Annotated in this window: 14 protein-coding genes; 2 read left to right on the top strand and 12 right to left on the bottom strand. The window is 66.1% G+C overall.

Annotated features, from left to right (window positions below):
• Nucleotides 1–7: 7 nt before the first annotated feature.
• The 12 genes from ACSFBL_RS11875 to ACSFBL_RS11820 form a co-directional block, all read right to left on the bottom strand.
• Nucleotides 8–838, bottom strand: coding sequence for an acyl-CoA thioesterase (locus tag ACSFBL_RS11875; protein WP_435515990.1), 831 nt, complete (start codon nt 836–838; stop codon nt 8–10).
• Between the two features lie 78 nt (nt 839–916).
• On the bottom strand, nt 917–2113 hold the full coding sequence (locus tag ACSFBL_RS11870; protein WP_435515989.1) for an acetyl-CoA C-acyltransferase: 1197 nt from the start codon (nt 2111–2113) through the stop codon (nt 917–919).
• 121 nt (nt 2114–2234) lie between these two features.
• Entirely contained in the window at nt 2235–4634 is a 2400-nt protein-coding gene (locus ACSFBL_RS11865; protein WP_435515988.1) for a 3-hydroxyacyl-CoA dehydrogenase/enoyl-CoA hydratase family protein, read from the bottom strand.
• Between the two features lie 134 nt (nt 4635–4768).
• The gene (locus ACSFBL_RS11860) at nt 4769–5203 is read right to left on the bottom strand and encodes a DUF2147 domain-containing protein (RefSeq protein ID WP_435515987.1); all 435 of its coding nucleotides are present in this window, start codon (nt 5201–5203) and stop codon (nt 4769–4771) included.
• 5 nt (nt 5204–5208) lie between these two features.
• A complete protein-coding gene (locus ACSFBL_RS11855; protein WP_435515986.1) occupies nt 5209–7005 on the bottom strand; it encodes an acyl-CoA dehydrogenase C-terminal domain-containing protein in 1797 nt (598 codons plus the stop codon).
• A 56-nt stretch (nt 7006–7061) separates the two neighbouring features.
• Nucleotides 7062–7751, bottom strand: coding sequence for a TetR/AcrR family transcriptional regulator (locus ACSFBL_RS11850; protein ID WP_435515985.1), 690 nt, complete (start codon nt 7749–7751; stop codon nt 7062–7064).
• Nucleotides 7752–7868: 117 nt separating this feature from the next.
• A complete protein-coding gene (locus ACSFBL_RS11845; RefSeq protein WP_435515984.1) occupies nt 7869–8360 on the bottom strand; it encodes a hypothetical protein in 492 nt (163 codons plus the stop codon).
• Nucleotides 8357–8875, bottom strand: a complete 519-nt coding sequence (locus ACSFBL_RS11840; RefSeq protein ID WP_435515983.1) for a hypothetical protein — start codon at nt 8873–8875, stop codon at nt 8357–8359. Before ACSFBL_RS11840 ends, ACSFBL_RS11845 begins: the two co-directional genes overlap by 4 nt.
• An 80-nt stretch (nt 8876–8955) precedes the next feature.
• Entirely contained in the window at nt 8956–9717 is a 762-nt protein-coding gene (locus ACSFBL_RS11835) for a carbonic anhydrase (protein WP_435515982.1), read from the bottom strand.
• Nucleotides 9718–9905: 188 nt separating this feature from the next.
• Nucleotides 9906–10754 (bottom strand): fumarylacetoacetate hydrolase family protein, encoded by an 849-nt coding sequence (locus ACSFBL_RS11830; protein WP_435515981.1) that lies wholly within the window; start codon nt 10752–10754, stop codon nt 9906–9908.
• Between the two features lie 19 nt (nt 10755–10773).
• Nucleotides 10774–11520, bottom strand: a complete 747-nt coding sequence (locus tag ACSFBL_RS11825) for an SDR family NAD(P)-dependent oxidoreductase (protein ID WP_435515980.1) — start codon at nt 11518–11520, stop codon at nt 10774–10776.
• Nucleotides 11517–12251: an SDR family oxidoreductase gene (locus ACSFBL_RS11820; protein ID WP_435515979.1), complete on the bottom strand. Its 735-nt coding sequence runs from the start codon at nt 12249–12251 to the stop codon at nt 11517–11519. The genes ACSFBL_RS11825 and ACSFBL_RS11820 overlap by 4 nt, the downstream gene beginning before the upstream one ends.
• Before the next feature lie 166 nt (nt 12252–12417).
• Between ACSFBL_RS11820 and ACSFBL_RS11815 the strand changes: the two genes are divergently transcribed.
• On the top strand, nt 12418–13125 hold the full coding sequence (locus ACSFBL_RS11815; RefSeq protein ID WP_435515978.1) for a FadR/GntR family transcriptional regulator: 708 nt from the start codon (nt 12418–12420) through the stop codon (nt 13123–13125).
• A 44-nt stretch (nt 13126–13169) separates the two neighbouring features.
• Nucleotides 13170–14165: a sialic acid TRAP transporter substrate-binding protein SiaP gene (locus ACSFBL_RS11810; RefSeq protein WP_435515977.1), complete on the top strand. Its 996-nt coding sequence runs from the start codon at nt 13170–13172 to the stop codon at nt 14163–14165.
• Nucleotides 14166–14255: the final 90 nt, after the last annotated feature.

The raw sequence follows: 14255 nt of genomic DNA, 5'->3' as shown, positions 1-14255 counted from the left end.
GTCATGTTTACTCCTTGAAGTAGACGATCTGGTTGCTGGTCGCCAGGAGCGCGCCCGACTCGCTCCAGAGTTGCGCGGCCTGGTCGAAGAAGCCGTTGCGAAACGCTTGCCCCGTTGCGCGGCCCAGCAGGTAGCCGGTGCCGATCTCGGCCAGCAGTTTGGCATCCGTGTGGAAATAGGTCGTGATCGACACCGTGCCGATCGGTACGTGCGTTGCGCGGCGCAGCCACACGCGCGGATAGAAGGTGTCGCTCAGCGCCGCGAGCGAGGCGAAATCCAGCGGCCTCGGCTCCGCGTCGCGCAGCCACATGCGCGTCTCGCTGTGATCGCCGCTACCGTCCCAACGCGTCGGGATCGACCCGCTGATCGGCCGCATCTCGTAGCGTTCGAGCCAGGCAGCCCGCGTCGGCCCGATGCTCAGGCGCTCGACCCGTTCGGGCGACGGCACTTCCGGCATCGGAAAATCGTTGACGCCCCATGTCTCGCGCCGCACGGCCGTGACCACGGTGGCGGTCGTCGTGACGTGGGGCTTGCCTTCGCTGCCGGACTGGGTCATCTGGACCGTCCAGTGCTGCGTCGATCGGTTGGTTCGCACCGGCACCGCCAGCAGTTCGAAGGGGCCCGCTTCCAGCGCCGCGGCATAGTTGACCGTCAGTGCGATGGGCTCGCCGAGCAGGTCGGGATGCCGCAGCACCGCCTGCAGCATCACGGCCGCGGTCGTGCCGCCGAAGGGCCCCACCATGTTCCAGTAATCCGGACTCGTGGCGCCGGTGAAGAGCCCCGCCTGGATGTCGCTGTGCGCCAGCGCGAGGGCCTTGTCGAGGGGATGTGATTTCATGGCCGCAGTGTGCCTCCGTGCCGGTTGCTCGTGCAGTCGTGTCGGTGACGCCTGCGCCTGCTCACAAACCCTGAGGCGTCACACGCGCTCGAAGATGCCGGCCGCGCCCTGCCCCATGCCGACGCACATCGTGACCATGCCGTACTTCAGCTTCTTGCGCTGCAGTGCGTGGATCACCGTCGCGGACCGGATCGCGCCCGTCGCGCCCAGCGGATGGCCCAGCGCGATGGCGCCGCCCATCGGGTTGACCTTGGCCGGATCGAGGCCGAGCGTGTTCATGACCGCGAGCGACTGGGCGGCGAAGGCTTCGTTGAGTTCGATCCAGTCGATGGCGTCCTGCGTGAGCCCCGCGTAGCGCAGCGCAGCCGGGATGGCCTCGATCGGGCCGATGCCCATGATGTGCGGCGGCACGCCCTTGCTGGCGAAACTCACGAAGCGCGCGAGCGGCTTCAGGTCGTACTGCTTGCAGGCCTTTTCGCTCGCGAGGATCAGCGCGCCTGCGCCGTCGGAAGTCTGCGAGCTGTTTCCCGCCGTGACCGAGCCGCGCGCTGCGAACACCGTGCGCAGCTTGGCCAGGCCTTCGATCGAGGTGTCGGGGCGCGCGCCTTCGTCCAGGCTCACGGTGCGGGTCTTGACGATCGGCTCGCCGGTCGCGAGATCGGGCGTGCGGTCCGTAACTTCGATCGGCGTGATCTCGTCGGCAAACTCGCCGGCTTGCTGCGCCGCGAGCGCGCGCTGGTGCGACTGCAGCGCGAAGGCGTCCTGCGCCTCGCGGCTGACCTTCCACTGCTGCGCCACCTTCTCGGCCGTGAGGCCCATGCCGTAAGCAATGCCCACATCGCCTTCGCGCTCGAAGATCGACGGCGACAGCGAGGGCGAATTGCCCATCATCGGCACCATGCTCATGCTCTCGACGCCGGCCGCGATCATCACGTCCGCCTCGCCGACGCGGATGCGGTCCGCGGCCATCTGCACCGCGGAGAGGCCCGATGCGCAGAAGCGGTTGACCGTGATGCCGCCGATGCTGTTGGGCAGGCCCGCGAGCACCGCGCCGATGCGCGCCACATTGAGGCCTTGCTGCGCTTCAGGGATGGCGCAGCCGCAGATGATGTCCTCGATCGACTTCGGGTCCAGCCCCGGCACCGCCGCGAGCGCCGCCTTCAGCGTGGTCGCGAGCAGGTCGTCGGGCCGGTAGTTGCGGAAGTACCCGCGATGCGACTTGCCGATCGGCGTGCGGGTGGCGGAAACGATGTAGGCGTCTTGAATTTGTTTCACGAGAAGCTCCTGGAGTCTCAGTTTGGGGATCACCGCGGAACCGGCTGCGCCGGGCCGCTGGTGTTGCCCCCTCGAAGGGGGTTGGCGGAGCGACACGAAGTGCGCGGAGCCTGGGGGTGGTCTAGTTCCTCACGGGTTTCCCAGTGCTGAGCATGCCCATGATCCGCTCCTGCGTCTTGGGATGCACGATGAGCGAGCAGAAGGCCTTGCGTTCGAGCGTCATCAGGTACTCCTCGGTCACGAGCGAACCGGCATCGACGTCGCCGCCGGTGACGACGCCGGCGATCAGGCTCGCGATGTGGAAGTCGTGCGCGCTGATGAAGCCGCCGTCGCGCATGTTGACCAACTGGCCCTTGATCGTCGCGGCGCCGCTGCGGCCCGCGACCTTGAAGGAGCGCCGGAGCGGCGGGCGCCAGCCGGCGTCCGCCATCGACCTGGCCTGCTGCAGTGCGACGTACAGGAGTTCGTCCTTGTTGGGAACGATCACATCGCTGTCGAGCAGGTAGCCCAGCTTCTTCGATTCGAGTGCGCTGGTGCCGACCTTGGCCATGGCCGCGGCGGTGAAGCCCTCGGTCAGGAAAGGCAGCAGGTCGGTCCCCGTCGATGCAGCAGCGTTCTCCGCGGCGCGACGTGCGATGTAAGTGAGGCCGCCTGCACCGGGGATGAGGCCGACGCCGACTTCCACCAGGCCGACGTAGCTTTCCATCGCGGCGACCCGTTTCGCTGAGTGAACGGCGAGCTCGCAGCCACCGCCGAGCGCCATGCCCCGCACGGCCGACACGACCGGCACGCTGGCGTAGCGGATCTTGAGCATGACCTTCTGCAGCTCTTCCTCGGCCGCCTCGACCGCGCCGATGCCGGCGACCACGAAGGCCGGCAGCATCGCCTGCAGGTCGGCGCCGACCGAGAACATCTCGTCGGGCGACCAGATCACCATCGCCTTGTAGTCCTTCTCGGCCAGCTCGACGCCGGCGGCGAGCGCCTCGGCAACGTCGGGGCTGATGGCGTGCATCTTCGAATGGATGCTTGCGATGAGGACTTCGCCGTCCAGGGTCCAGAGACGCACATCGCCTTCGTCCTGGATCGTCGTGCCGGCCTTGTTCGCGTCAGGCGCGTTGGCACCGAGCACGCTCTCGGGGAAGAGCTGGCGCTCGTGCACCGGCAGACGGCGCGGCGCGACGAAGGTGCTCTTCGACGCACTCCAGGAGCCTTCCGGCGTGTGCACGCCACCGGCCTCGGCCACCGGGCCTTCGAAGACCCACTTCGGCAGCGGAGCGGTCGAGAGCGCCTTGCCCGCATCGATGTCTTCCTGGATCCATGTCGCGACCTGCGTCCAGCCGGCTTCCTGCCAGAGCTCGAACGGACCCTGCTTCATGCCGAAGCCCCAGCGCATCGCGAAGTCGATGTCGCGTGCGCTGTCGGCGATGGTCGCGAGGTGCACGGCGGCGTAGTGGAAGCTGTCGCGCAGGATGGCCCACAGGAACTGGCCCTGCGCGCCTTCGCTCTCGCGCAGCAACTTCAGGCGTTCGGCTGCGGGCTTCTTGAGCATGCGGCCGTAGACCTCGTCTGCCTTGTCGCCCGATGGCACGTACTCGCCCCTGGCCAAGTCGAAGCGAAGGATGTCTCGCCCGGCCTTCTTGAAGAAGCCGGCCTTGGTCTTCTGGCCCAGGTTGCCCAGTTCGAGCAGCTTGGCGAGCACCGGCGGCGTCGCGAAGTTGGAATAGAACGGATCGCTCTTCTCGTCGAGGTTGTCCTGCAGCGTCTTCACGACGTGCGCCATCGTGTCGAGGCCCACCACATCGGCGGTGCGGAAGGTGCCGGAGCTCGCGCGGCCGAGCTTCTTGCCGGTGAGGTCGTCCACCACGTCGGGCGTCAGGCCGAACTTCTCGACTTCCTTCAGCGTGGCCAGCATGCCGGCGATGCCGACGCGGTTGGCGATGAAGTTGGGCGTGTCATGGGCGCGTACCACGCCCTTGCCGAGCGTGCTGGTGACGAAGGCTTCGAGCTGGTCGAGCACTTCGGGCCGGGTGGTCGGCGTGTTGATCAGCTCGACCAGGAACATGTAGCGCGGCGGATTGAAGAAGTGGATGCCGCAGAAGCTCGGCTTGAGCGCCTCGGGCAGCGCCTCGCTCAACTTGGTGATCGACAGGCCCGAGGTGTTCGAAGCCAGGATCGCGTGCTTCGCGACGTGCGGCGCGATCTTCCGATACAGATCGAGCTTCCAGTCCATGCGCTCGGCGATCGCCTCGATCACCAGGTCGCACTCGCCGAGCTTCGCGAGGTCGTCCTCGTAGTTGGCCTGTTCGATAAGGCCGGCATCGGCCACATCGCCCAGCGGCGCGGGCTTGAGCTTCTTGAGGTTGTCGATGGCGCGGCTGACGATGCCGTTCTTCGGACCTTCCTTCGCAGGCAGATCGAACAACACGACCGGCACGCGCACGTTGACGAGGTGCGCCGCGATCTGCGCCCCCATCACGCCGGCGCCAAGCACGGCGACTTTCTTCACTTGAAATCTGGACATAAACAGGTCCTACAAAAGTTCTGACTGACTGACTGATTCGAAAAACACCGTGGAACCGGCTCCGCCGGTCCACCGGTGTTGCCCCCTGGAGGGGGGAGGCGGCTACACGAAGTGAGCAAGCAACGGGGGTGGGCTCAAGGCATCCGGTTCCAGGTCTGGGTCCGCCAGAAAGGGCCGAGGTAGCCGCGCACTTCGAGCTTCTTGCCACCATCGATGGGCGTGAAGCTCGCGCGGTATTCCTTGCCGTTCTCGGGATCGAGGATCTTTCCGCCTTCCCAGACGTCCTTGCCCTCGACCTTCTTGCCGCCCCGGATGATCTCGAGGCCGGCAATGGCCTTGCCCTTGCGGTCGTCGGTGCATTCCTCGCACACGGCGTCGGGCTTCGCGTCCTTGCGGAGCGTCTTCTCGATGCGGCCCTGCAGCGCGCCGCCCGTCTCGCTGATGCGGATCTCGGCCTTGGCCTCGCCGGTCTTGTCGTCGACGCTGCGCCAGAGGCCCACCGGACTCATCTGCGCCAGCGCCGAGGTGGCGCCGGTTGCCAGCACGATGGCTGCGAAGAGCGCTTTCATGGCGTTCAGGCCAGAGCGGCGTCGGTGTTCATCAGCGGCGCGGCGCCGGCACGCGCGGTGCGCATCAGCGTCGCGGTTTCGGGGAAGAGCTTGGCGAAGTAGAAGCGCGCGGTCTGCAGCTTGGCCTGGTAGAAAGGATCGGCGTTGCCGGCGGCGATCTCGCGCAGCGCGGCGCGCGCCATCAGCGCGAACATGTAGCCGAACACGAAGTGGCCCGCGACGCGCAGGTAGTCCACCGCGGCGGCGCCGACTTCGTCCGGATTCTGGAAGCCCTTGAAGCCGATCTCGGTCGTGAACTTCGTGAGCTGGTCGCCCAGGATCGCCACCGGCGTGATGAACTCGCTCATCTTCTCGTTCACGCCCTCTTCTTCCACCAGCTTGCCGACCAGCTTGCCGAACTTCTTCAGCGTCGCGCCGTTGTTGCCCAGCACCTTGCGGCCCAGCAGGTCCAGCGACTGGATCGTGTTGGTCCCTTCATAGATCATGTTGATGCGGTTGTCGCGCACGAACTGCTCCATGCCCCATTCCTTGATGAAGCCGTGGCCGCCGAAGACCTGCATGCAGGCGTTGGTCGAGATGTGGCCGTTGTCGGTGATGAAGGCCTTCACGATCGGCGTCAGCAGCGCGACGATCTCGCCGGAATCCTTGCGCACCTTCTCGTCGGGATGGTGGTGCTCCTTGTCGAGCAGCAGCGTGCAGTAGATCGCCAGCGCACGGCCGCCTTCGGCGTAGGCCTTGGCGGTCATCAACATCTTGCGGACGTCGGGGTGCACGATGATCGGGTCGGCGTCCTTGTCCTTCGCCTTCACGCCGGAGAGCGAGCGCATCTGGATGCGGTCCTTGGCATAGGCCAGCGCGTTCTGGAAGGCCACTTCGGTCAGGCCGAGCGACTGGTTGCCGACGCCCAGGCGCGCGGCGTTCATCATCACGAACATCGCGGCGAGGCCCTTGTTGGGCTGGCCGACCAGCGTGCCGGTGGCGCTTTCGAGCACCATCTGCGCCGTGGCGTTGCCATGGATGCCCATCTTGTGTTCGAGGCCGCCGCAGTAGATGCCGTTGCGGCTGCCGAGCGAGCCGTCGGCCTTGACGTTGAACTTCGGCACCACGAACAGGCTGATGCCCTTGCTGCCCTTGGGCGCGTCCGGCAGGCGCGCCAGCACGAGGTGGATGATGTTCGCGGCCATGTCGTGTTCGCCGGCCGAGATGAAGATCTTGTTGCCGGTGAGCTTGTAGGTGCCGTCGGCCTGGGGCTCGGCCTTGGTGCGCAGCAGGCCGAGATCGGTGCCGCAATGCGGCTCGGTCAGGCACATCGTGCCGGTCCACTCGCCGCTCGTGAGCTTGGGCAGGTAGGTCTTCTTCTGCTCGTCGGTGCCGTGGGCCGAGAGGGCTTCGTACGCGCCGTGCGAGAGGCCGGGGTACATCGTCCACGCCTGGTTGGCCGAGTTGAGCATTTCGTAGAAGCACTGGTTCACCACGAAAGGCAGGCCCTGGCCGCCGTAGGCGGGGTCGCACGACAGCGCCGCCCAGCCGCCTTCGACGAACTGTGCATAGGCGTCCTTGAAGCCCTTCGGCGTCTTCACCTCGTGCGTCGTCTTGTCGAGCACGCAGCCTTCCTCGTCACCATTGATGTTGAGCGGGAAGGTCACCTCGGAGGCGAACTTGCCGCCCTCTTCCAGCACCGCATTGATGGTCTCGGCGTCGACCTCCGCATGCTTCGGAAGTGCCCTGAGTTCTTCGGTGACGTTCAGCACCTCGTGCATCACAAACTGCATGTCGCGAAGAGGCGGGGTATAGGCGGGCATGGGGAAATCTCCGGGGAAAGAAAAAGGAAGAGAAAAAAAGTGGCAAGGCCGCGCGATCAGCGCACGGGCTTCAGACGGCGACGCGCCGGAGCGGCGGCCGCGGTGGCAGAAGGCGCATCGGGCGCGGCACTGCGCGAGAGGATGTTGTCGAAGCCAGCGTTGGCACGCGCTAGCGAGTCGGGCGAGCGCAGGAATCTGGCTTCGTAGTGAAGCGCCAGGATCAGGGCATGGATTTCGAAGGCGATCTGCTTCTCGTCCGCGTCCTCGCGCAGGTGGCCCTCGGCCTTGGCCTGCACCACGGCGCGGTACACGGCGGCCAGCCAGGTGTTGACGGAATCGGCCAACGCGTCGCGCACGGGGCCGGGCCGGTCGTCGAACTCGACCGCGCCGCTGATGTAGATGCAGCCGGAATCGATCTCGGCCGAGGTGCGCTTCATCCAGTTGGCGAACAGGGCGCGCAGGCGCGGCAAGCCACGCTCGGCCTCGAGCGCGGGATAAAACACCTCTTGCTCGAAGCGCGTGTGGTACTCCCGCACCACCGAAATCTGCAGTTCCTCGCGCGAGCCGAAATGGGCGAACACGCCCGATTTGCTCATCTGCGTGACTTCGGCCAGCGCGCCGATGGACAGGCCCTCCAGGCCGATCTGCGCGGCAAGGTTCAGCGCCGCATCGATGATGACGGCCTTGGTCTGCTGGCCCTTTTGAGGCGCGCGGGCTGACTTGGCGGAGGCGGCGATATCGGGCATCGATGGGCTGACAGAATAAAACGAACGATCGTTCTATTTTGCAGGAGATTCATGGCTTCCGAAAGACGAAAGACCTGCAAGAGTTGCAGGTCTTTCAACGGATCGGTCGGCCGATGACTAGTGCAGGGCGCCCCAGCGCGACACAGCCGGTTCCGCTGTTGCCCACTTCCATCCGTGCTCGCCCCGGCAGGCGGTCATGACGAAGCGCGACGGTGGCGCGCCGGTCGGCTCGGCGTCGATTTCCTCCACCGTGAAGGCGGCCTCCTTGCAGGCCGCCAACGGCGTCGCGAACGCACGCACAACCTTCACTTCGCCCTGCTCGTTGCCGTACGGCACGGGGTGGCGCACTTCCCAGCGCCGACGCTCGCCGACGGCCATCTCGCCCACCAGCATGGCGATGCTGTCCTGCCCTTCGCGGCTCCAATAGCGCAACGCGGTGCTGATCGAGGCATCGACCCCCGCCTGCACACCGATGCCCACGGCCACGCCCACGGCGGGATTGGTGGTCGCGGCACCGGATGCGGCGCCCGCCACCGCACCGGTGAGGCTGCCGACCGCGCCGCAGGCCGACAGGGCAGCCACGCCGACCAGCGCCAGGAGCAACCTCATTGCAGCGAGCCCCACCGTTCGGTCGCCGGCTCGGCCGACGCCCAGGCCCACTCGCTCCCGCTGCGACAGACGGCCGCCACATAGAACTCGGTGGCCGGCAACCGGTCACCCCCGCTGCGCTCCACCGAGATGACGATCTCCTTGCAGTGGAGTTCGCCGGAACTGATGACGCGACTGACCGTCACTCGGCCGGCTTCCTCGGGCTCGAGGGGAAGCGAAAGCGTGGTCTTCCATGGCTTGACCTGGCCGACCTTGAGCGGACCGGCGACGCGCGCGATCTGCGTCTGCGCTTCCGCGTGGATCTTTCGCTCGTGGTACTGAACGCCCGCGCGGGCAATGGCCTGGACGCCGATACCGATGCCGGTGGCAACGCCGGCGTTGTCCGTGATGGCGCTGGCGATCGCGCCACCGGCGATACCGGCGCCGGCCGAGGCGCTTTCGGCAATCAGCGACCCGCACCCACTCAATGTCAACACGGAGGCGGCCAGCAGGCAGCCTCCAAACCATCTCTTCATTTGCTCATCCCTGCTGGGGCCTACTCGGCCCTTCTTCTGGTCCCGACCGGCGCCGGATCTCGAACCCGGCCAGCCGCCTGCTAGTTCGCCGTCTCTTCGACGACCTCGCGCTGGTTGATCGGCTGGATCCGGCGATGGTTGTCGTGGAACAGCTTGTGGAAGGCGCCGATCTGTGCGCGCGACATCGCAATGGGCTGTTCCATCACCACCCAGCTCACGCTCTCGGAGCACGGCGGCGTGGTCAGCGAGCCGGTATAGATCAGCGCCTTGCGACCGGACGGCAGCAACGCGGCGAGGTCGACCTCCACGTCGCGCGACGCGCCTTCCGACGGGGGCAACTGGTCGAACAGCGGCGCGAGCGCTGCGTTCTTTTTCCCCGCCTTGATCAGCACGGCGACGACGGCGATCTTTCCGCTGCTGTCCTTGGTGACCAGGTGCAGTTCCATCGGAAAGGACTTGCCGTCCAGATGGTGTTCACTGGGCGCGTGGAAATGAAACTGGGCCACATGGAAGTCGGTGCCCTTGAAGGCGACGGCGTTGTGCGCGCTGTCGGCCACGTCCATCTGGATGGTGTGGCCATTGTTGAGCAGATTGCCGGCCGTCTTGCCGAAGCGAATCGCCACGTCGCGGTCCGCGAGGTGGCTGGCCTTGCGCGTCTGCAACGCGATGGGCGATTGCTGCAGCCCGTTTGCGCAGAGCTTGTTTTCCTCCGACAGTGCAGCCCATTCCTTGGGGCCGGTCTTGCCGCTGTAGGACCAGTGCGCGTGCTCCGCCGCAATGGCGGCAGAGCCGAAGCCGAAGGCGAGCAGCCCCGCGACGGCGAGGCGTTTGAAGTTGGACATCGGTGTGACCCTCTGGATGGAACTGAATGCCGGCGCGCGCCTGACACTGTCGAGGCGCGGGGCTATTCAAGTCTCCGTGAAGGCGAAGGTCAACTCGTCTGAATATGGGGCGGATGCGTCTTGTTCCGTGCAAGCAAACGCCCATGGGTCGAAGCACGCGGCGCCCCGCGCCACGTGCCCGATGGATTTCAGAGCTTGAACGGAACGACTTCCTGCCGCTGTTCGCCCAGGCCTTCGATGCCGAGCGTCATTACGTCGCCCTTCTTCAGGAAGACCTGCGGCTTCATGCCCATGCCCACGCCGGGCGGCGTGCCGGTGGTGATGATGTCGCCGGGCTCCAGCGTGTTGAGCTGGCTCACATAGCTCACCAGCCTCGCGACGTTGAAGATCATCGTCTTGGTGCTGCCGGTCTGCACGCGCTTGCCGTTGAGGTCCAGCCACATCGCGAGCTTCTGCGGGTTGGGCACTTCGTCGCGCGTGACCAGCCACGGGCCGATCGGGCCGAAGGTGTCGAAGCCCTTGCCCTTGTCCCAGGTGAGGCCGCGTTCGAGTTGCCATTCGCGTTCGCTCACGTCGTTGATGGTGCAGTAGCCCGCCACGTAGTTGAGCGCGTCCTTCTGCGACACGTAACGCGCGCGGGTGCCGATCACCACACCGAGTTCGACCTCCCAGTCGCCCTTGACCGAGCCCTTGGGCAGCATCACGGGATCGTTCGGGCCCTGGATGCAGCTGATGGCCTTCGTGAAGACCACCGGCTCCTTCGGGATGGGCATGCCGGACTCGGCTGCATGGTCCGCATAGTTGAGACCGATGGCAATGAACTTGCCGACGCCGGCCACCGGGCAGCCGTAGCGCGGCTTGCCACGGACCAGCGGCAGCTTGTCGACCTTGAGCTTGCGCAGCTTGGCGAGGGCGGCATCGCCCAGTTGATCGGGGCCGATGTCCTTGACCGCCGCGCTCAGGTCGCGGAGCTGGCCGTTGTCGTCGACGAGACCCGGCTTCTCCTTGCCGGGGTTGCCATAGCGAACGAGTTTCATGTTGTCCTTTCTTGTGTGATCAATAGGTCGAGCGGCCGCCGGAGAGATCGAACACGGCGCCGGTGGAGAACGAGCAATCCTCGGTGCAAAGCCAGGCGACCATCGCGGCGACCTCCTCCACCTTGCCGAAACGGCCCATCGGGATCTTCGAGAGCATGAACGCAATGTGGTCCGGTGTCATCTGGTCGAAGATCGCCGTCTTCACCGCCGCGGGCGTCACGCAGTTGACGCGGATGCCAGTGTCGGCGAGTTCCTTGCCGAGCGACTTGGTGAGCGCGATGAGACCGGCCTTGCTCGCGCTGTAGGCGCTGGCATTGGGATTGCCGTCCTTGCCTGCGACCGAGGCGATGTTGACGATGCGGCCGTAGCCCTGCGTGCGCATCTGCTGGACGACTTCGCGGCAGCAGATGAAGGGGCCGGTGAGGTTGACTTCCATGACCTGCCGCCATCCGTCCACCGGATAGTCCCAGAGCTTGGCGTTCGGACCGGTGATGCCCGCGCTGTTGATCAGCGCGTCGATACGCCCCGCCTGCGCCAGCGTGGCGGCGACGGCCTTTGCGACGGAAGGCTGCTGCGTCACGTCGACCGTCAGTGAAAAGGCCTTGGCGCCCAGCGACCACGCCGCCTTGGTGGCGGCTTCGCCGTCGCGATCCCAGATCGTCACGCTGCCGCCCGAGGCGAGCAGCCGCTGCGCGATGCCGTAGCCGAGCCCGGTCGCTCCGCCCGTGACGACCGCGTGGCGACCTGCGAAGTCGAGCTGGTTCATATGGTGATGCCCCCGTCGACCGTGAAGGCCTGACCCGTCGCAAACACGGATTCGTCGCTCGCGAGGAACACCACGACGGGCGCAATCTCTTCCGCCTTCGCCAGTCGGCCCATGGGCTGCCGGGCGATGAAGGCCTTGCGTGCCTCGTCCGGATCCGCGTTCGCGTTGATGCGATCGCCGAGCGACGGCGTATCGACAGTGCCTGGGCACACCGCGTTGCAGCGGATGCCCTTGGTCACGTAGTCGGCCGCGACGCTCTTGGTGAGGCCGAGCACCGCCGCCTTGGTCGTGCCGTAGACGAAGCGGTTCGGCAACCCCTTCATGCTGGAGCACACGCTGGCCATGTTGATGATGCTGCCGCGTCCTGCGGCGAGCATGCCCGGCAGGACGGCCTGGATGGTCCAGAACTGTGCGCGCACGTTGAGGTGGAATGCGAATTCGAGATCGGCATCGGTGGCGTCAAGAGCCGTGCCGTTGTGCACCACGCCTGCGCAGTTGAACAGCACGTCGAGCGCAGGCAGCGTCTTGACGAAGGCGCCGATGGCGGCCTTGTCGAGCACGTCGAGCCTGGCTGTCTTGATATTGGCGACGCCGGCATAGCGTTCCAGCAGTTTTTCGTTGACGTCGGTGGCCCAGACCTGCGCGCCCTCCGCCGCCAGTGCGAGCGCGCTTGCGTGGCCGATGCCTTGTCCGGCCGCGGTCACGAGCGCGGTCTTGCCCTGGAGTCTCATGGGATGTCCTCTTTGAAGCGTTGTCGGATGGTTGCGCCGCCTCGGTCCGCGGCGTTCAGGGTTTCGCCGGATGGCTGCCACACAGTGCGAATCGTATTCTGAATTGGCCTGACCACTTGTCCAATTCAGGACAACCCTTAACGTCCAGTCAATCCGCGTCTCCCACGTGCCGCTTCAAACCGTCGAGCCCCGTCGCCTCTATCGCCAGATCGCGGACCAGCTCCGCGCGTTGATCGCGGGCGGCGAGTTCGCGGTCGGCGCGCGGCTGCCGGCCGAACGCGATCTGTCGAAGCAGCTCGGCGTGAGCCGGCCATCCGTTCGCGAGGCGCTGATCGCCTTGGAGGTGGAAGGCTGGGTCGAGGTGCGGACGGGCTCCGGCGTGTACGTGATCGATCGCTCGCACCGCGCGTCCGAACCGGTGGAGGCGGCCGAATGGGGGCCGCTCGAACTGATCCGTGCGCGCCGCGTGGTCGAAGGCGAGACCGCGGCGCTGGCCGCGACGATGGGCAGGCGCAAGGACGTGGACGCCATGAGCCGCGCCATCGAGACGATGCGCGAGATGGCGGACCGCAACGTGATGCCGCTCGAAGGCGACCGGGCCTTCCACCTGGCGATCGTCGACGCCTGCGACAACGTCGTGCTCTCCGAGACCGTGCAGGGCTTCTGGGATTCGCGCAAGGGGCCGATCTTCACGCGGCTCGGCGGCTACTTCGAGACCGTGAGGTCGTGGCGTTCGGCCATTGCCGAGCACGAGGCGATCCGCGATGCGATTGCCGCGCGCGATGCGGACGGCGCGCGCAAGGCCATGCACGAGCACATGGACAAGTCGCACCAGAGATTCAGCGCGAGCTGGCGCCGCGCGAAGGTTTCCTGATCCGCCAGCAGTTCTCTTTCACAAACCCACAACGGAGACAACCGATGACCAGCAAACGTTTCGCCATCAAGACCATCGCGGCCTGCGCCATCGCGGCCAGCGTGCTCGGCGCCTTCGGCACTGCCCAGGCGCAGACGAAGCTCAAGTGGGCCCATGTCTACGAGACCTCCGAGCCCTTCCACAAGTATTCGGTGTGGGCCGGCGAGGAGATCAAGAAGCGCACCAACGGCAAGTACGAGATCCAGGTGTTCCCGGCGTCGAGCCTGGGCAAGGAATCCGACATCAACCAGGGCCTGACGCTGGGCACGGTGGACATCATCCTCACCGGCGCGAGCTTCGCGGCCAACACCTACAAGCCGCTGGCCGTCACCTACTTCCCGTTCATCTTCCGTGATTCCGAGCACCTGCTGAAGTACGCCAAGAGCGACGTGTTCGCCGAACTGGCCAAGGGCTACGACGAGAAGAGCGGCAACCACATCGTCGCGCTCAACTACTACGGCGCGCGCAACGTGACCTCCTCGGCGGCCAAGCCGGTCGCGAAGCCCGAGGACATGAAGGGCCTGAAGATCCGCGTGCCCGACGCCCCCGCCTACCTGGCCTTCCCGAAGTCGCTGGGCGCGAACCCGACGCCGATCGCCTTCGCCGAGGTCTACCTCGCGCTGCAGAACGGCACGGTCGACGCCCAGGAGAACCCGCTGCCCACCATCGAGGCGAAGAAGTTCTATGAAGTGCAGAAGAACATCTCGCTCACCGGCCACATCGTCGACTCGCTGCTCACCGTGGTCTCGGGGCCGGTGTGGCAGAAGCTGACGCCGGACGAGAAGAAGATCTTCACCGAGGTGATGCAAGAAGCTGCCGAGAAGAGCGGCCGCGAAATCATCGCATCGGAAGTGCGCCTGACCGAAGAGTTCAAGAAGAAAGGCAACAACGTCATCACGGTCGACAAGAACGCGTTCCGCGAGGCTGTGCTCAAGAACACGAAGCCGACGGACCAGGGCTATCGCCAGCAGGACTACGACCGCATTTTGGCGATCAAGTGACCACCCCCGTTTCTTGCTCACTTCGTGTAGCCGAATCCCCCCCTCTAGGGGGCAACACCTGCGGCCCGGCGGAGCCGGTTCCGCGGCGTT

Source organism: Variovorax glacialis, assembly GCF_051216375.1.
GTDB lineage: Bacteria > Pseudomonadota > Gammaproteobacteria > Burkholderiales > Burkholderiaceae_C > Variovorax.
Note: the sequence above shows the minus strand (reverse complement) of the source record. Positions and strands in the feature narration are given on the sequence as shown.